At 39.3% G+C, this 18,996-nt stretch carries 18 protein-coding genes; 1 reads left to right on the top strand and 17 read right to left on the bottom strand.

Annotated features, from left to right (window positions below; all coding sequences use genetic code 11):
* Positions 1-16: 16 nt before the first annotated feature.
* The 6 genes from infB to ggt form a co-directional block, all read right to left on the bottom strand.
* On the bottom strand, positions 17-2,767 hold the full coding sequence (gene infB, locus FKZ43_RS05825; protein ID WP_140944933.1) for a translation initiation factor IF-2: 2,751 nt from the start codon (positions 2,765-2,767) through the stop codon (positions 17-19).
* Positions 2,768-2,773: 6 nt separating this feature from the next.
* Positions 2,774-4,057, bottom strand: coding sequence for a transcription termination factor NusA (gene nusA, locus FKZ43_RS05820; RefSeq protein ID WP_140944932.1), 1,284 nt, complete (start codon positions 4,055-4,057; stop codon positions 2,774-2,776).
* Between the two features lie 19 nt (positions 4,058-4,076).
* Positions 4,077-4,544 carry a ribosome maturation factor RimP gene (rimP, locus tag FKZ43_RS05815; RefSeq protein WP_140944931.1) on the bottom strand — a complete coding sequence of 156 codons (468 nt, stop codon included), beginning with the start codon at positions 4,542-4,544 and terminating at the stop codon, positions 4,077-4,079.
* 80 nt (positions 4,545-4,624) lie between these two features.
* The gene (locus FKZ43_RS05810) at positions 4,625-4,906 is read right to left on the bottom strand and encodes a hypothetical protein (protein ID WP_140944930.1); all 282 of its coding nucleotides are present in this window, start codon (positions 4,904-4,906) and stop codon (positions 4,625-4,627) included.
* A gap of 85 nt (positions 4,907-4,991) precedes the next feature.
* Positions 4,992-5,741, bottom strand: a complete 750-nt coding sequence (locus FKZ43_RS05805) for a potassium channel family protein (protein WP_140944929.1) — start codon at positions 5,739-5,741, stop codon at positions 4,992-4,994.
* 29 nt (positions 5,742-5,770) lie between these two features.
* Positions 5,771-7,462 carry a gamma-glutamyltransferase gene (gene ggt / locus FKZ43_RS05800; RefSeq protein ID WP_140944928.1) on the bottom strand — a complete coding sequence of 564 codons (1,692 nt, stop codon included), beginning with the start codon at positions 7,460-7,462 and terminating at the stop codon, positions 5,771-5,773.
* A gap of 231 nt (positions 7,463-7,693) precedes the next feature.
* Here ggt and FKZ43_RS05795 point away from each other — a divergent pair, with 231 nt between their 5' ends.
* Positions 7,694-8,845 carry a citrate synthase gene (locus FKZ43_RS05795; RefSeq protein WP_140944927.1) on the top strand — a complete coding sequence of 384 codons (1,152 nt, stop codon included), beginning with the start codon at positions 7,694-7,696 and terminating at the stop codon, positions 8,843-8,845.
* Between the two features lie 32 nt (positions 8,846-8,877).
* On the opposite strand, the gene dacB is transcribed toward FKZ43_RS05795, so the two are convergent.
* The 11 genes from dacB to FKZ43_RS05740 form a co-directional block, all read right to left on the bottom strand.
* Positions 8,878-10,407 carry a D-alanyl-D-alanine carboxypeptidase/D-alanyl-D-alanine endopeptidase gene (dacB, locus tag FKZ43_RS05790; RefSeq protein WP_140944926.1) on the bottom strand — a complete coding sequence of 510 codons (1,530 nt, stop codon included), beginning with the start codon at positions 10,405-10,407 and terminating at the stop codon, positions 8,878-8,880.
* A gap of 14 nt (positions 10,408-10,421) precedes the next feature.
* Positions 10,422-11,156, bottom strand: a complete 735-nt coding sequence (locus FKZ43_RS05785; RefSeq protein WP_140944925.1) for a pseudouridine synthase — start codon at positions 11,154-11,156, stop codon at positions 10,422-10,424.
* Positions 11,153-11,773 carry an SMC-Scp complex subunit ScpB gene (gene scpB / locus FKZ43_RS05780; protein WP_235894702.1) on the bottom strand — a complete coding sequence of 207 codons (621 nt, stop codon included), beginning with the start codon at positions 11,771-11,773 and terminating at the stop codon, positions 11,153-11,155. Before scpB ends, FKZ43_RS05785 begins: the two co-directional genes overlap by 4 nt.
* Positions 11,752-12,495 (bottom strand): segregation and condensation protein A, encoded by a 744-nt coding sequence (locus tag FKZ43_RS05775; protein ID WP_140944924.1) that lies wholly within the window; start codon positions 12,493-12,495, stop codon positions 11,752-11,754. The genes scpB and FKZ43_RS05775 overlap by 22 nt, the downstream gene beginning before the upstream one ends.
* 3 nt (positions 12,496-12,498) lie before the next feature.
* Positions 12,499-13,476 (bottom strand): tryptophan--tRNA ligase, encoded by a 978-nt coding sequence (trpS, locus tag FKZ43_RS05770; RefSeq protein WP_140944923.1) that lies wholly within the window; start codon positions 13,474-13,476, stop codon positions 12,499-12,501.
* A 29-nt stretch (positions 13,477-13,505) separates the two neighbouring features.
* Entirely contained in the window at positions 13,506-14,294 is a 789-nt protein-coding gene (locus FKZ43_RS05765; RefSeq protein WP_235894701.1) for a metal-dependent hydrolase, read from the bottom strand.
* 69 nt (positions 14,295-14,363) lie between these two features.
* The gene (locus FKZ43_RS05760; protein ID WP_140944922.1) at positions 14,364-15,269 is read right to left on the bottom strand and encodes a P1 family peptidase; all 906 of its coding nucleotides are present in this window, start codon (positions 15,267-15,269) and stop codon (positions 14,364-14,366) included.
* A gap of 14 nt (positions 15,270-15,283) precedes the next feature.
* Positions 15,284-15,556 (bottom strand): TMEM165/GDT1 family protein, encoded by a 273-nt coding sequence (locus FKZ43_RS05755; protein WP_140944921.1) that lies wholly within the window; start codon positions 15,554-15,556, stop codon positions 15,284-15,286.
* Between the two features lie 4 nt (positions 15,557-15,560).
* A complete protein-coding gene (locus tag FKZ43_RS05750) occupies positions 15,561-15,899 on the bottom strand; it encodes a VanZ family protein (RefSeq protein WP_140944920.1) in 339 nt (112 codons plus the stop codon).
* Between the two features lie 38 nt (positions 15,900-15,937).
* Complete coding sequence (locus FKZ43_RS05745) at positions 15,938-17,515, bottom strand: NAD(P)H-hydrate dehydratase (RefSeq protein WP_140944919.1); 1,578 nt, start codon at positions 17,513-17,515, stop codon at positions 15,938-15,940.
* A gap of 27 nt (positions 17,516-17,542) precedes the next feature.
* Positions 17,543-18,979 (bottom strand): NADH-quinone oxidoreductase subunit N, encoded by a 1,437-nt coding sequence (locus FKZ43_RS05740; protein ID WP_140944918.1) that lies wholly within the window; start codon positions 18,977-18,979, stop codon positions 17,543-17,545.
* Positions 18,980-18,996 lie beyond the last annotated feature (17 nt).

The following is an 18,996-nucleotide window of genomic DNA, read 5'->3' as shown; positions in this document are numbered from 1 at the left end:
GTTAATTTAAAAAATTCTATATCTTCTTCACCTCTTCAAGTTTTCGTTTAACCTCAAGGATATTATAAGCTTCAATTATATCTCCGACTTTAATATCGTTGTAATTTTCAAGCGCTATACCACATTCAAGTCCAGCTTCAACCTCCTTGACATCATCCTTAAATCTTTTCAGAGAAGCGATTTTTCCGTCATAAATCACTATTCCATTTCTTATAAGTCGCGCTCTCGCATTTCTCAAAATTTTACCCTCTGTCACAAAACAACCCGCAACTGTCCCAACTTTCGCAATTTTGAATGTCTCCCTTACATCAGCAGTTCCAAGTATCTCTTCTCTTCTCTCTGGTTCAAGCATTCCTTCAAGTGCACTCTTTACATCGTTGATCACATTATAAATGATATTGTAAAGCCGTATCTCAACATTTTCGCTTTCTGCGAGTTTTTTCGCTGCTGATGTTGGTCTAACATTGAAACCAATTATAATAGCCCCGGATGCTTGAGCCAAGAGGACATCGGACTCACTTATAGCACCCACTGCTCTGTGAATTATCCTAACTTTCACTTCTTCATTTGAAAGCTTCATAAGTGAGTCAGAGAGCGCTTCAATTGAACCGTTGACATCTGCTTTTATGATAATAGGCAATTCCTTAACCTTGCCCTCTTTGATTTGCTCTGAGAGCTTATCAAGCGAAACAGCCCTCAATTGCCTAAATCTTTGTTCCCTCTTCAATTGACTTCTTCTATTTGCGATCTCACGAGCTGCTTTTTCATCTTCAACCACAACGAAAGAATCACCCGCTTCAGGAAGATTATCAAATCCAATCACTTGAACTGGGGTTGATGGTTTTGCGATCTCAACTTTATTCCCTCGTTCATCAAACATCGCTCTTACTCTGCCAAAGGTTGTGCCAGCGACAAAAGGGTCACCGATTTTTAATGTTCCGTTTTGCACCAGGACAGTTCCAATAGGACCGCGTCCTTTGTCAAGTTTTGATTCAATTACAACACCACGAGCTTTTTTCTTTGGGTTCGCTTTTAGATCCATAATTTCAGCTTCAAGCAAAATCTTCTCAAGCAAAAGATCAACATTCTTTCCATATTTTGCCGATATTTCAACGCACTGGTATTTCCCACCCCAGTCCTCAACAAGAATTCCCCTTTCTGCAAGTTGTTGTTTAATTTTATCTGGGTTTGCCTCTGGTTTATCAATTTTATTTATAGCAACGATTATCGGGACATTTGCAGCAAGTGCGTGGTTAATTGCTTCAACTGTTTGTGGCATAACCGCATCATCCGCAGCAACCACAAGAACAACTATATCCGTCACCTGAGCCCCGCGCGCACGCATAGCTGTAAACGCCTCATGACCTGGGGTGTCAATAAATGTAATTTGCTTGCCATTAGGCAGTGTAACTTGATATGCTCCTATATGCTGAGTTATACCTCCAGCTTCACCTGCAACGATATTGCTCTGTCTTATATAATCAAGAAGTGTTGTCTTACCGTGGTCAACATGTCCCATGATTGTGACAACAGGAGGTCTGGGTTCAAGGTCCTCTGGACGATCTGGTTCTTCCTCAATTATATCTTCAAGATATTCTTCAGCTTTTTCAACTTCAAATCCGTAATCGCTCGCTATCAAAGTTATCGTATCAAAATCAAGTCGTTGATTAATTGAAACAACAAGCCCAAGGTTAAGACATTTCTTGATTATCTCACTTGCCGGAACCCCAATTATATTCGCAAGTTCATTAACGGTAATAAACTCCGCAGCTTTAATCTTTCTCTTTTCGCGTTCAATTTGCTCAATCTTCTTCTCTTCCTTCTCCTGCCTTTCCTTTTTCTTGCGTTTCTTTATTATTTCCCTTATATCTGGTCCTGAATCCTCAATCTCAGCCAATGTCTGATCAATTCTTCTCAAAATTTCATCCTCATCAAGCTCAATCCTACTGCGTTTTGCTTTTTTAATTGGCTTTTTTATCTCGCCCTCAAACTCAAATGCTTTCCTCCTTTCTTCCTTTTCCTTTAATTGCTTTTTCTTTCTCGTTTCATCCTTCTTTACCTCAACCTCAGGAGCATGAACAACTTCTTTTGTTTCTTTCTCTTTCCTCTTCGTTTCCCCTACCCGCTTCCTTTCCTCTTTGAATTTCCTTCGTCTTCTATCTCTCTCCCTCCTGCCCTTCCTTTCAAATCTATCTTCTTCTCTCTTCTTCTTCCTATCCTCACCCATATCAACATAAACCAAACCTTCTGTCGGTTCATGCTTCTTTTGCTCCAATTCCTCAATCGGTTTCTGCTCTACTTTCTCTTGTTCCTTTTCTAAAACAGGCGTATCTGCGATTTCCGTCTTAACTTCTTCTTCGGTTTTAACTTCCTGTTTAACTTCTTGTTCAACTCTCGGTTCAACTACTGGTGCGATTTCCTGAGCCAACTCCGATCCTTGCGTAACTTCTTCAACCTGAACAACTTCAATAATTGTTTCTTTCTTCTCTCCCCCAGATTCAACTATTCCAACTTTACCACCTTCCACAGGTTCAACCTTGGGCTCTTCAACTTTTGTAGCTTTCTCAAATGTTTCTCTTTTTCTCCTTTGACGCTCAGCAAGCTCTCTTTCATGCTTGTAGTGTTTATCTATCACCTCAAGCATTTTGTCGTCAACCAAAGCCATATGATTCTTAACCTCTGAAAATCCCTGTTTTTGTAAAAAGCTCACAAGCTCGTCTGAAGAGATATTCAATTCCTTCGCTATTTGATATATCCTTTTTGGCATTTTATCTTACCTAGACGCTTTTCTTATTATGTTTCTCAATCTCTTTATTTTTTTATCATCAACATTTGGCAAACCGGAAAGAATTGATTTTATGTTGTCATCTGAAAGGGCTAAATAATCCCTATTGGTTTCAATTCCCGCATCTTTCAAACGCTGATAAATCTCCTCACCTATTTGATCTTTCAAATCGGACAAACGGACAATTTTTTGGACATCCTTTTTCTCACCCTCCGTTCCGACTATCTCAATATCATACTCAGTCAACTCCGATGCCAGTTTAACATTAATGCCTTCCGTCCCAACAGCTGTTGAAATTTCTTCTGGTGGGACATAAACAATGGCTTTCCTTTTCTCCTTGTCTATTTCAACAGCTTTTGGTTTTGCTGGCTGTAAAGCCCTTGCGATGAAGATAGCTGGGTCATCGCTGTAAGCGATGACATCTATGTTTTCATTGTTAAGTTCCTTGACTATTGAATGAATTCTAACTCCCTTCATACCAACACAAGCGCCAACTGGGTCAACCCTTTCATCTGTTGATGCAACTGCGACTTTTGATTTCTTACCTGGAATTCTCGCAACATTTTTTATCACAACGACACCATCGTAAACTTCGGGGATTTCAAGCTCAAACAATTTAACAAGAAATTGAGGATCAGCCCTTGAAACAATAATCTGCGGACTATCGCCCCTTTTTGCATCCTTTGGATTGGGTGGCTTAACCTCCTTAACAAGAACCCTTAAACTTTCGTTCTTCCTATATCTTTCATCCGGGATCATCTCACTTTTCGGCAACATTAATTCATTCTTATTATGCATAAGCAAAACCAACTCTGGCTTATTATCTTTGCCAAGGTAAACCTGATAAATTTCACCTATTAATATCTCGCCCCTGTGCTGTTCATACTCCCTCATAATTGAGTCGCGCTCAAACTCACTTAACTTCTGAATAAACAATTGCTTCGCCTGCGAAATCAACCTCAATCCGAAATCTTTCAACTCAATCTTATCAGGGAACCTTTCACCAACCTCAAGCGTCGGGTCAAACTCCTTCGCCTTCTGCACCGAGATCTGCCTTAACGGATCTGTCACAACATCAACGATGTCTTTAACCAAATAAATTTCAATATCGCCTCTATCTAAGTTAACAATAAGTTCATATTCGGCGTCCTCACCATACTTCTTTTTGATGAGCGTTCTGAACACATCCTCAAGAATGAATGTTATCTTTTCCTTTTCAACTTTTTTCTCCTTAGCAAGTTGCGTAAATGCTTCAACTATTTCACGATTCATGACAACTAAAAAATTTATTTTACCAAACGATTTCTGTTTTTGCCTCAATTATTTGCTCATATCTCAAAATGATTTTCACATCCTTTAATTCAAGCTCAATTTTATCATCGTCCGCTGACACAAGACGCCCCATTACTTCAACCACTTGCTGAGAGTCCTCCCGCAGATACTTAACCCGAAGAAATCTCCCAATATTCGTTATATACTGCCTCTTAACCTTAAATGGATTTCCAACCCCAGGAGATGAAACCTCAAGACGATAACTCCCAGGGATTGGGTCATAAACATCAAGCGCATCAGAAATTAACTTGCTTATCTTCTCGCACTCGTTTATCGTTATCCCATCGTCAGTGTCAACGAAAACCTCAAGAGTTAACTTTTTCCCGACTCCCTTTAAGTTAAGATCAACCAGATACGCACCTGAATTTTCAACTATTGGAACAATTATCTCTCTTAGCTTGGACTTTAACTCTTCAAGATTTAACATAATCAAAAAAAATAGTGGGTCGTAAAGCCCACTAATTTGGTTTTTTAAAAATATAAAAAAACCAAAACGAAATTCCAAATTTACATCCCAACCCGCTTAAAGTTACAATCCCCCCTGACCTTTCGGGAGAATCTATAAGTTGTTGTATTGGGGAAAATCAAAATCCTTCTGATATCCCCATTTTTATTTTTTATCTGGGTGAATTGCTTTCTTGAATTCAAGAGCGTACGCTCATAAATTATATTCCAAATCTCATCCTCAAGCGTTGAATCAATACTCGCTGTTTCTCCTTCCTCCATTTCAGAGGCTTCGCTTTCAAGATTTGAGATTTTCGGCTCAATCATATCAACAAGCCATTTCACCTCTGAACTTTTTAGAACTCAAACCCATTTTTCTCCTGCGTTTTATAAAAGAAGTATCTTCAATGCCATCTTTACAAATTTATTTTTACAAACCCTTTAATTTCTCATACCTACTTATTATCCTTCCGACAACCATCCCACCTTCATACTCTGGGACGACAACCTCATCGGCTCCGGCGCCTTTCATCGCCTCAGCATACCTTAAATTTCCAGCTCTTGAAATAACCTTTATCTTCGGATTCAACATTTTCGCTGTTATCGTTATGTAAAGATTATCAGCATCGTTATCAATCAAGGTACATATAAACTTCGCCTGTTCTATCCCAGCGCTTAAAAGAACGCTCCTTCGCCTCGCATCACCGTGAATTACATTTAAACCCTCTTTTAGAAGCTCCCTAACTATGCTCTCGTTTGTTTCAATTAAAACAAAGGGTAATCCTAACTTTATAAGTTCATCAACGACGGTTCTCCCAACTTGCCCGTAACCGCAAATTATATAGTGTTCCTTCAATTTTGAAATTGCTACCTCGCTCATCCTTTTCCTCCACAAAATTTTTAATTCACCACTGAAAACATTGACAAGTATTCTTTCAATGAACCAAACCTGAAAAAACAAAATCCCAACATAAACAATAAAAGCAAATATCTTCGTCTCATTACTTCTATGTTCAGAAATAGCGTGCGGATGAGTTATCCAGAAAAAAGCGTCAATCCAAGTTATATCTTTTTCAAGGTTTTTATAAACGAACATTGAAACGACGAAAAATAAAACAAGGAATGCCAACGGTGTAGAAATCGCTTTAATGACAAAACGAAAAATTTTATAAAGATTCATAAACACCTTGAAAACCAATTTTATTATTGTCAATAACCCATTGCTAAACCATAACCGCGTGGATCAACCGCCCCATATTTAACGCCATTTTCATCAATTAAAATCGCTTGAACCTCACCTTGATAGCCATCCCTTTCAACAAGTTTATGTCCTCTCTTTTCAAGGTTTTCAATTACATCCCTTGGCAAACCTCTTCTCTCAAAAAATATCTGATCGGGATACCATTGATGATGAATCCTCGGTGAATCAACGGCTTCTTGAATGTTCATACCAAAATCAATTACATTTAAAATGACTTGAAGCACAGATGTTATAATCGTAGAACCACCAGGAGAACCAAGGACGAGAAATGGTTTCCCATTTTTTAAAACTATTGTCGGAGTCATTGAACTTAACATTCTCTTCCCAGGTTGGATTGAATTCGCTTTGCTCCCGAGCAATCCAAATTGATTTGGAGCACCGGGTTTTGCGCTGAAATCATCCATTTCATTGTTAAGGAAAAATCCAGCCCCATCAACGGCGACCATTGAACCGAAATAACTGTTGATCGTTGTCGTAACTGCAACGACATTTCCCCATCTATCAACAACAGAATAATGTGTTGTATGAACTCCTTCAGAAGTCGGTGAAACGGAGCGTATGATTCTTGAACTTGGAGTAGCAAAAAAGGTATCAATTTCACTTGCAAGTTCTTTCGCATACTCTTTTGAAAGCAGCTTATCAAGGGGAATTTGGACGAAATCCGGGTCACCGAGATACTCAGCCCTATCCGCATAAACTCTCCTCATAGCTTCAACAAGGTAATGAATTGTATATGAGGAGCCAAAACCGTATTTTTTCAGGTCAAAATTTTCAAGTATGTTCAAAAGTTCAATTAGGCAAACGCCTCCTGAACTTGGCGGACCCATTGATATGATTTCATATCCGCGATAATTGCCAACAACGGGTTTTCGTAAGACAGGTTGATAATTCTCAAGGTCTTCATATGTTATCAAACCACCACCGCGTTTCATCTCTTCAACTATCAAGTCCGCAACCCTACCCTTGTAAAATCCATCGCGACCTTTATCTCTGATAAGCTTCAAAACCTTGGCAAGATCTTTTTGTACAAGACGGTCACCAGCTTTGTATGGTTGTCCGTTCTTTGAGAAATATTTCATTGTGGATGGGAATTTTTTGAAATGTTCAAAAGCATTTTTAAAAGCATTTGCGAGCCCCTCATTTACAATGAAACCTTTCTCAGCAAGTTTAATTGCAGGTTTAAGAACTTCTTTTCTTGACATCGTGCCATACTTTTCAAGGGCGAGCAATAAACCAGCAACTGAACCTGGAACCCCCACCGAAAGATGACCGATTTGACTTCTCTCCGGGACAAAATTCCCATTTTCATCAAGAAACATATCTTCACTTGCTTTCATTGGTGCCTTTTCCCTGAAATCAATTGTGATCGTCTCACCATTTGCCATTCTTATAACCATAAACCCACCCCCTCCGATATTTCCTGCCTGCGGATATGTCACAGCAAGTGCAAATCCAACGGCAACAGCTGCATCAACCGCATTTCCACCTTTTTTTAAAATTTCAACGCCAACCCGTGTGGCAAGCGAATCAGAGGAAACAACCATACCGTTAAAACCTTTCACAGGTCGTCTTGAAGCTGAATCGGAAAAATTGAAGAAAAGAAATAAAAGGGCAAGGACAAAGCACAACAATTTTTTCATCGCTTTGCAGGTCTTTTTGCTTTAATTTTACACATTTTTCAAAGATTAATCAAGATCCCGGGTGATTAATTTGAATTTCAAAGTTTTTATTTTTACATTAGAAATGAGGATATGAATATAATTAAATTTTGAAGAAAGTTATGTTTTTTGGCTTTAGACACACTAATTTTACGGGGAACAGAGTTAAACCCAAAGCACATACAAACCAAAATTAAAAGGAGGTAAAAAGCCATGTCCCAGGCACAAACAACACAACCCACCTATGTAAAGGGATTAGAAAATGTCATAGCAAACCAGACGAAGCTTTGCTTTATTGATGGAAAAAGAAGCAAGCTTCTTTATCTTGGCTATGACATTGCAGATTTAGCTGAACATTCAAACTTTGAAGAAGTTGCCTTCTTGTTGTGGAATTATCGCCTGCCGAAAAAAGATGAATACGATGAATTCGTAAAAGCCATCCGCTCCGAATATGAAATTCCTGACAGTCTTATCACCGTGATGAAGCTTATGCCGAAGGATTCAGACCCGATGGATGTCCTTAGGACCGCTGTGTCATTCCTTGGACTTTTTGATCCTGAAAGAAATGACAATTCACTTGAAGCAAATAGGAGAAAGGCACTGCGACTTACAGCTAAGTTCCCAACAATCGTAGCAGCTTGGGAACAGATAAGAAATGGAAAGGAACCGATAAAGCCGAACAAGGAATTTAACATAGCGACAAATTTTCTTTACATGTTGAAGGGGGGAGAACCCGACGAGCTTTTCGCAAAAATCATGGATGTGGCATTGATACTACACGCTGAGCATGAGATGAACGCATCAACTTTCTCTGCAAGAGTCACGATTTCAACACTTACAGATATGTATTCAGCCATAACATCAGCCATTGGCACTCTGAAAGGTCCGTTGCACGGTGGCGCTAATAGGGAAGTGATGAAATACCTACTTGAGATAGGTGAACTCTCAAAGGTTGATGATTTCGTTAAGAAAGCAATTGAAGAAAAGAGAAAACTTGAAGGTTTCGGACACAGAGTTTATAAATCAATGGACCCAAGGGCTTTGATTCTAAAGAAATACTCAAAGATGCTCGGTGAAAAGCTTGGGAATACGAAATGGTATGAGATGTCAGCAAGAATTGAAGAACTCTGGGTTAAAGAGTTCGGAGAGAAAGGCGTCTGGCCAAATGTTGATTTCTATTCTGCCTCGGTTTATTACTATATGGGGATACCGCTTGACCTTTATACACCAATCTTCGCTGTCAGCCGTATCACCGGATGGACAGCTCATGTACTTGAACAACTCTCGGATAATAGAATTTACAGACCGAGAGCAGAATATATCGGTCCTATGGATCAAACCTATATTCCAATTGATCAGCGTTAAAGTGAAAGAGGGCGGGTCAATCCCGCCCTTTTTCATTTTGTCCTTGAAAAGTTAGCCAAACGCTGACACACAATATCTTGAACCATATTCGCCGTAGATACAGGAACAAGATAATTATTAACCATCATCGCAAAAGCAACGATTTCCCCATCCAAGGTTTTCACATATCCTGAAAGCGACCTCGTATATTGAACATAACCGGTCTTGGCTCTAACATTTCCTTGTGCTTTCGTTTTCCTCATCCTTGTCTCAAGCGTCCCATCAACACCAGCAATTGGCAACGATTCATAAAAATAGGAAAAATACTCCTGTCTGTACATATAGTTTAAAAGCGTCAAAATTTGAAACGGCGTCACAAGATTTAACCTTGAAAGACCAGAACCATCGTAAATTGATATTGATTCAGGGGCGATACCCATTTGCGCGAGTGCATTTTTAACAACTTCAACCGACTTTTGCGTTGAACCCTCTCCACCAAAAATTTTACCAAGCGTTCGGAAAACTTGCTCAGCATAAAAATTCTGACTCCGCTTGTTTATCACCTTTATTATTTCACTCAAAGGGGGCGACTCATAAGAAGCAAGAACCTTCATTTCATCATAATTCGGTGAAAGATTTGTATCATCAATGTCAATCGGTTTGCCGTTAACCTTTATACCTTTTGATTCAAGCACTTCCTTAAAAACAGTTACAGTGTAAAGCGTCGGATTATGAATTGAGATTGATTCCTTATACGAGCCCGTCTTCAAACTTATTCTCCCGAAGATATTTATTATGTTTGTCCCTGGGATTCTGAAGAAATCAATCTGGGTCGTGCTATCTCTATGAACTGTTAAAACGCGATTTACAACCTTAACATAGCTTGTGTTCGGGGTAAGCAACACAATTGCTGTATCGCCGATTTTTTTCCCGGGTCTAATCTCAAAATCAACACAGTTATCATTAAATGACAAGGCACTTATATGCGCCGAATACCAATATGTTTCATCATCCCATGCCCAGCCAGTGCCCATGTATTGATCATCAAAATAATTATCATCACCCACTATGTCCCCATTTATCTCCCTTATCCCGAGATTTTTCAAGCTATCAGCCCAGTCCTTGAATGTTTTTATCACATCCCCATTGTTAAACCTACCTGAAATTGTTGGGTCGCCACTTCCACGGACGAATAAATTTCCATTTAAGACACCATTTTTTATCTCACCATCCGTATAAACACTTGTCTTGTATTTGAAATCAGGACCAAGTTTTATAAGAGCAACTGCTGTTGTAAACAATTTCATATTTGAAGCTGGTATAAAACTTTTATGCTCATTCAACCTGTAAAAATACTCGCCCGTTTCAAGCGATTGAATGACAACACCCCAATATGCGTTTGAAAAATTTGGATCGGAAAAAATTTGATTAAGTTCATCCCTTAATCTACTTAATGATGTTTCCTCAAAATAAGAAATTTCCGTTTTTATTTCGGAAGGTGTTTCTGATTCAACAACTTTTTGTGCGGAAGCACAAGAGTAAAAATAAAGAAGCAATGGAAGAAGAATTAGATTTCGTTTCATTACTCCCAAAAGATTTATTTTTCAAGACCAACAAGGCGTTTTAATTTTTTTATTTCTTTATCCGTTAAATATCTCCACTCGCCTCGTTTCATCCCACTAACTGTTATCCCGCCAAAGCTGACCCTGTGAAGCTTTTGAACTTTATATCCCAAGCGTTGAAACATCCTCCTTATTTGTCTATATCTTCCTTCACGGATTACAATCCCAAGTTCTTTATTCTCGCTGTTAGGCAAAATATAAATCTCGCAAGCTGATGTTTTTCTGCTATCAAGCATTATCCCGCGCTTTAACTTTTCAATGTCCTCCATCTTTATAGGTTTATCAAGCGCAACTTTATAAGCTTTTTCAACTTTGTATCTTGGGTGCATCAAACGATAAGCAAGCTCTCCATCGTTCGTTAAGATTAAGACCCCTGTCGTATTTCTGTCAAGCCGTCCGACAGGGAAAATCCTCTCTTTAACCTTGACAAGGTCAAGGACTGTTCTTCGTCCTTTTTCATCTTTCACGGTAGTAATGCAATCCTTGGGCTTGTTCAAAACAATATAAACTAATTTCTCCGTCATTTTAACTGGTTTTCCATCAACCATTACCCTGTCTCTCTTGGGGTCAATTTTAACCCCAAGCTGTGTCACAACTTCACCATTTACTGAAACTCTACCTTGCTTAATTAACTCATCGGCTTTCCTCCTTGAAGCAACACCACACATAGCAAGATATTTATTAAGCCGTATAAGTTCTTTCCCGCTCATTGCTCGTCGTCTCCAGATATAATCTCTTCAATTTCAGTTGGTTTCGGAAGATCGGATAAATTTTTCAAACCGAAATACTTCAAAAACTCTCGCGTCGTCCCATAAAGAAGAGGTCTTCCAATGGTTTCAGCTCGTCCAACTATCGTTATGAGTTTCCTCTCAAGCAGGTTTTTAATCACATGGTCAACATTTACGCCACGAATTGATTCAATTTCGGGCTTGCTTATCGGTTGTTTATACGCTATTATCGCAAGCGTTTCAAGAGCAGCTTGTGAAAGCTTCTTCTTGCTCCTTTCTTTGAAAAGTTTCCCAACCCACTTAGCAAATTCAGGCAAAGTAGCAAATTGATAACCACCAGCAATTTCAATTATCCTGAAAGACGAACCTCTCTCGGAATACTCTAGATTCAAATCATCTATCGCCTTCTTAACATCTTCTTCAGTTATGGTTGAAGAACCGTTCTCTGAAAGAAATTTCTTTGAGGGCTCGTCGATTATTTCTTTAATCTGCTTCAAGCTCAATGGCACATCCGATGCGAATATCAAAGCTTCAACTATTGATTTTAAATTTCCCACTGAAGCAGGTTGATTTTGTTTTAAATTGCGTTCACCATCCACCCCTGAGAGGCATCCTCAATTATAAGTTCACCAAAAACCTCTTCTTGCGAAATTCTTATCTTCTTCAACCTCGCAAGCTCCAACAAAGCAAGGAAAGCGACAATTATCCTCGCCTTTTCAACATATGAATCAATTATCTCATTGAAGGAAAACTTACGCTTGAACTTCAATCTATTGAGTATATTTTCCATCTCGTCCTCAACTTTATAATTTTGCGTCTCAATTTCGTGATAAACCGCTTCCCTTGCGCCTTCAAGCGCTCTCTTAAACGCAGTCAAAAGGTCAAAAAGCGAAACATCCTTTAAGAACTCCTCATCTCCATCAAAATAATCCCTTGCGTCATTTTTAAAATAGCCCCTGTAAAAAATCTTTCCCGCTTCATCTTCCATCTTACTAAATTCAGAGGCAAGTTCTTTAAACTTTTTATATTCAGCGAGTCGCCTTGCAAGCTCAGCCCTTGGATCTTCTTCCTCTTCTTCACTTTCAACTTCTGGCTTTGGTAAAAGCATCTTCGCCTTTATCTGCATGAGAGTTGATGCCATAACTATAAACTCGCTCGCAACTTCAAGGTCAAGCATCTGCATAAGATGAATGTATTCAAGAAATTCCCTTGTTATCTTAGCGATCGGGATGTCGTAGATGTTAAGTTCGTCACGCTTGACGAAAAACAAGAGAAGGTCAAGCGGTCCTTCAAAATACGGCAATTTAATTTTGTATTTCATTCCCTATCCCATCTTCATTGCTTTATGAACTTCATCCATGGTCTTTTGCGCAACTATGCGCGCCCTTTCCTCCCCGGATGCTAAAATCTCCTTCACCTCTTCTCTATGCGATTCAAAATACTTCCGCTTATCTTGGATCGGTCTTAAAAATTCAATTATTTTTTCAGCACATCTTGCCTTACACTCAACACAACCAAGCTGACCCGATTCACAACCCTTCCTTATTTCAGGGACTTCATCGGGATTGAATTTCTTGTGATAAGTGAAAACAAGACATATATCTGGTCTTCCAGGGTCGCCTTTGTAAATTTTTTGTGGGTCTGTAAATGCTTTTTTCATTTTACTTTTGATTTCATCAGATGGATCGGAAATCAAGATAGTATTTCCAAGCGATTTACTCATTCTCTTTCCATCAAGACCTGGAAGTCGTGCGAATTCCGTGAGAAGAGGTTCTGGCTCAGGGAAAACCTCTCCATAGACCTGATTAAAACGCCTTGCAATGTCTCTTGTTATCTCAACATGCGGGAGTTGGTCCTCGCCAACTGGAACGAGTTCCCCTTTGTAAAGCAAAATATCAGCAGCTTGTAAAACAGGATAACCGAGATGACCATAAGTTATATTGTCAAGTTGAAGGTCCCTCACCTGCTCTTTCAATGTTGGATTTCTTTCAAGTCGCGAAACACTTATAAGCATTGAAAATATCAAGTGCAACTCAGCATGTTCTTTAACCTGTGACTGCCTGAAAACAGGGCTCACTTCAGGGTCTATACCAGAAGCAAGCCAATCTATCAACATCTCAATTGAGTTCTCATAAATCCCCGAAGTATCTACATTTGTCGTCAAAGCGTGATAATCAGCTATGAGAAAAAAGCAGTTATGATTTTTTTGTAGATCAACCCAATTTTCAAGGACACCAACTAAATGTCCGAGATGAAGTTTACCTGTAGGTCTCATCCCACTTAAAACAATCTTCCTTCCCATTTAAATCAAATTTTTGTTTTCAACAAATGTTAATTAGCCGTCTCACCAGGATTTAACTCAATGACAGATTTCTTCAAATCCGCAGGCAAATACTTTTTTAACTCCGCTGGCGTCCCAGCAAGTATAGGGAAAGTTCCATAATGCATGGGGATAACAAACTTGGGCTTAACAAGTTTTATCGCCTCAGCTGCTTCCCTTGGACCCATGGTGAAATGACCGCCAATGCAAACAAGCATAAGGTCTGGCTTGTAAAGTTTCCCTATAAGGTCCATATCGCCAAATAAACCCGTGTCACCGGTGTGATAAACTTTAAATCCATTTTCAAACTCAACGATGAAACCAGCTGGATTCCCACCCTCAACTATATTATTACCATCTGAAATTCCCGAGCTATGAACCGCTGGAACCATTGTAACTTTAATCCCATCAACATTGACGGTACCAGAATAATTCATCCCAATTAATTGTTCTTCAGCCACACCTTGTTTAGCTAAATATCTTGACACTTCAAATATGCAGACAACCTTTGAACCTGTTTTCTTCGCAAGTTCTGGCGCAGAACCAACATGGTCAAAGTGTCCGTGAGTTAAAAGTATCAAGTCAACTTTTGAAATTTCCTTCGCGGATTCAGGCGCTTTCGGATTATCAAGCCAAGGATCAATTAAAATAACTTTACCGTTTGGCGACTTCAAAAGGAAAGCTGCATGCCCAAGCCAAGTAACTTCAACACCTTTAAACTTTCCCTTTTTCTCAGCCGAGGTCACAACCCCGGCAAACACGACGAGAAGAATCAAAGATAAGAAAATCATCTCCTTCATTTTGAACCTCAAATTTTGTTTTTGACTTTTAAATAATTTCGGAAACTGAATTAAAAATTTCAAGCGATGTTAAAACTCTTGATTTGACTTCTTTACCGCATCCCTTATCGCCTCAGCTACAACATAGGCAGAAAGCTCAGCAACAATTTCAAACTCGGTCTCAATCTGACCCGTTGAAAGCGTAAAGACGACATCGCCATCATAGCTTGTATGCGCTGGTCTTATAGCCCTTGAAATCCCGGCATCAGCTCGCTTTGAAACTTTATATGCTTCAAGCTTCGTCAATTTCGCATTTGTCATAACACAAGCAAGCGTGGTGTTCGTCCCAAATTGAATTCTCCTTTGGGTTGCGAATCTAAATTTCACTTCTTCACCAAGGAATTTAGCATCTTTTCTTGCGCCGGCGATTATCTTCCCATTTTCATCAACGACATCTCCAACGGAATTCACAACCGCTATTGCTGAAACTATTAAATCGTCAACCTGAACGATTGAAAAACCAAGTCCCCCATTCATCCTGTAATCAAACCCAGCCCATTTTCCGACTGTCGTGCCAGTTCCAGCACCAACGAGACCAGTTTCAAAATCGCTACTTGCAGTTAAACACGCTTTGTAGCCATCCTCAGCGGTGGGTCTAACATTTGGATTTCCCACATTTAAGTCATAAACAACTGCGCAAGGGACAATAGGAATTTTTGCCCAAGGGGTTTGATACCCAATTCCGTTGCTTTCAAGATAACGGACAACCCCATCTGCGCTTGCAAGCCCAAAAGCACTGCCTCCAGTTAACACAACCGCATGAACCTCTGAAACCGTCATATCAGGTGATAAAAGCTCAAGCTCCCTGCTCCCGGGAGCATTCCCGCTAACATAACAACTTCCAAGCGTTCCCTCCGGACATAAAACAACCGTACAACCTGTTAAAGCGACGATATTTGTTGAATGCCCGACTTTAAAACCAAGTTTTCCAAACATGGCAAATTCAACTTTTATATTTTTTCAAAAAACATCAAAATTCCGATGATGATAAAAGCGATGGCTGCGATTTTTTCTATAATATGCGTCGGAATCAACCTTGTAATCAAATTTCCAGCAATTGCGCCGATCAATGTTATAACAGCGAAGGCAATTATAGCGCCAAGAAAAACAGATATAGGTTTTTTTGTCTGAGCGGATAAAGTCAAGACAGCCAGTTGTGTTTTATCTCCAAGCTCAGCGAGAAAAATTGCTAAAAATGTCGTTAGGATGATTTTCAAAGACATCGCTTCAACATTTTTTGTTTTTATAGTTGTAAAACAAAAGATAAATAGAAGTCAAGCCCGCTCCAATTATATCAGCCATAGCATCCGTTGCATCCGGACTTCTCCCTGGGACAAATTCCTGATGCAGTTCATCAAAAATTGCATAGATAACACAGATAAAAAAGGCTATCGCTATGCTAAAACTTTTCACGAAGAAACTTTTCTCCTGAAACTTAAACCCACGATAAAGCAAATAATTCAAAACCCCAAACAAACTCGCATGGACAAATTTATCAAACAAATCAAACGGCTTTTCCGGAAAGTATCTCCCCGGGACTGAAGAAAGCAAAAAGATTAACCCCATCCAGACCAGAGCTGGGAATTGATACCTTAAAAAATTTTTCACCCCTTCTCTTCTTTCATAACTTTTGAAATAGCATCGGGGATCATGTTAAGTATATCCATTGCCATCATAGGCAATTCACCGATTTTATCGCGAGCCAAATCACCCGCAAGCCCGTGAAGATAAACGCCACAAATAGAAGCGTCAACTGCACTTAATCCTTGCGCCATAAATCCAGCTATCATTCCTGTTAAGACATCACCGCTTCCAGCGGTTGCCATCCCCGGGTTTCCAGTTGGATTGACATAAACCTCTCCATTTGGAGTTGCAACAACCGTTGTATCCCCCTTTAAAACAAGGACAACTTTATATTCCATAGCGAAATCCCGCGCAACATCAATTTTATGCCTCCTGATTTTCTCCAATGGTAAATCAGTTAGACGGGAAAACTCACCATGATGAGGTGTTAAGACAATTTCAGCATTAAGCGTTTTCAAAATATTCAAATTGTCAACAAGGGCATTCAAGCCATCTGCATCTATGACCGCCTTTTTATTTAACCTCTTCAAAATGTTTAAAATTACCTGCTTCGTCTCGTAATTTTTTGAAAGCCCAGGACCAATTATCAAAACATCAGCCCAATCAATATGTTCCTCAATTAAGTCAAGCGCATTCCATCCGATTGTATGCTCATTTGTCTCCGGAAGAGGTAGTTTCATAACCTCGGTTAATTTTGATTCAAGAATCGGAGCTAAACTTTCCGGAACACCAGCGATAACTGCACCAGCGCCAACTTTCATCGCTGAAAGAGTTGACATTGTAGCTGCTCCTGTCAAGCCTGGGGAACCGACAAGCGCAAAAATTTTCCCACAACTATACTTGTGAGCATTAAAAGGTCTATACGGCATCCTTTTCTTTATGTCAGCTTGCTCAACATAAAATGTCTTAATCCCGAACTTCTTATAAACGAAACTCGGGATGCTTAGATCAACTATATAAACCTTCCCGGGCAAAATTTTCCCGAGGTTTAAAACAAGTCCCGTTTTTATCAAACCCATAGTTGCTGTCACATCGGCTCTGACTGCTATATCACCGACATCTCCAGTATCAGCATCCAAGCCGGATGGAATGTCAATTGAAATGGTGAAAATCTTCTGTTGATTTATCCAATTTATCACATCATAAAACAAACCTTGAACGCGCCCTTTAAAACCAGTTCCGAAAATAGCGTCAATTATCAAATTCGGTCGCGGATAATAATTTAACTCGCTGACATCTTTAAGTTGAACGATTTCAAAAACATCATCTTTGCTTTTAGCCTTTTGAATTTTAAGCGCCATCTCATAGTTAAATTTTGCGTCCCCGCGCAATTTTTCCGGTTCGGAAAGCAAGAATATATAGATATTTCCACCCATACTGAACAACCTTCTTGCAACAGCAAGCCCATCACCGCCATTGTTACCACTGCCACAAAAAACAAAAACATTTTTCCCAACAACTCCACCATATTTAAGTAACATTGAACCAACGACTCCATTAGCGGCATTCTCCATAAGCAAAATTCCCGGGATCCCGAGCGTCTCTATCGCATAATTATCGCACTTTTTCATTTCTTCAGATGTTGCAATCAAAAGCATAAATCACACCAAGTTCTTTCTTTTAAATTAAAACAATTTTTCAAAAAATCTCATCACTAAACTCGGCATAATCCCAATTATAAAGACACCAAAAGATGAGCCCAAAATTGCTATTTTCCCAAAAACCGAAATTTTCATATCGCCTGGATTAACCGCAACCTCTGGGCTTGGCTCTTTCAGATACATATTTACGACGACATTCAAATAGTAATAAACTGAGACAAGAGTTGCAACAACGCCAAGTACCGCAAGCCAAGTCATACTCGCTTGAACAGCGGAAGCGAAAAGATAATACTTTCCAACGAAACCAGCAAAAGGTGGAAATCCGGTCAAAGCAAACATAAAAACTGACATCAAAACACCAAGCAAAGGTTTCCTATGCCCAAGCCCAATATAATCTTTTATCTCAAGTGCTTTGCCTTCTTCTTTTTCAACAATTGAAGCAACACCAAAAGCACCAACTTGCATTAAAACATAAGCCAAAGAATAATAAAGAATCCCCTGCTTCCCCATTTCATTTGCAGATGCAAGTCCGATCAAAATATAACCCGCATGAGCTATACTTGAATATGCAAGCATTCTTTTTATGTTTGTCTGTGAGATTGCAATAACATTGCCAAGTATCATTGAAAGAGAAGATATAAGCGCAATTGCTTTTCTTATCTCTTCATTTCCTCCATTGAACCCGAATATAAAAACGAGAACAAATGCAGCAAACGCTGACGCTTTTGAAACCGCTGACATAAAACCGCTTGCTGGCGTTGGAGCACCTTCATAAGCATCGGGAGCCCACATATGGAAAGGAACAGCTGCGACTTTAAACGAAAAACCAACAAGTATAAGCCCAGCGCCAAACCAAAACAAAAAATCCGATTGATAATTTCCAAAATTCGCAGAGATGATTTTTAAATTCGTCGTAGCAGTGCTTCCATAGATAAAAGCAATTCCAAATAGCAAAAATCCTGTGGCGAAAGCCCCAAGCAAAAGATATTTTAAACCAGCTTCATTTGACTTCGGATCTGTGCGAATAAATGCAGAAAGAACATAAAGCGAAATTGACATCAACTCAATCCCAAGAAAAGTTATTATCAAGTCAAGCCCAGATGCAAGGAACATCATCCCTGATGTAGCAAATAAAACTATCACATAAAACTCACCGTAATTGACCCTTCTTTTGACGAGGTAATCCTTTGACAGCAAAATCGTCAACAACGCACCGATTACAAAGACGAAATCAAAAAAACTCGCATAACCACCAACAGCCATCATACCGTTAAACGCCGTTGAATACATAGGATAAGTATAAACTGCCAAATATCCTGAAACCAAAAGTCCAAATATGCTTACCCAAAAGCTCACATTTTCACTTTTTCTTAAAAGTGCTTCAATTAAAACAACAACTAACGCAGTCAATGATACTGCAACCACAGGTGAAATTCCAATTAAGTCCTGATAAAGGTTCATTTTTCCCTTAAAAATTA

Origin of the sequence: Candidatus Thermokryptus mobilis (assembly GCF_900070205.1) — a bacterium.
Classification (GTDB): Bacteria; Bacteroidota; Ignavibacteria; order Kryptoniales; family Kryptoniaceae; genus Kryptonium; species Kryptonium mobile.
Note: the sequence above shows the minus strand (reverse complement) of the source record. Positions and strands in the feature narration are given on the sequence as shown.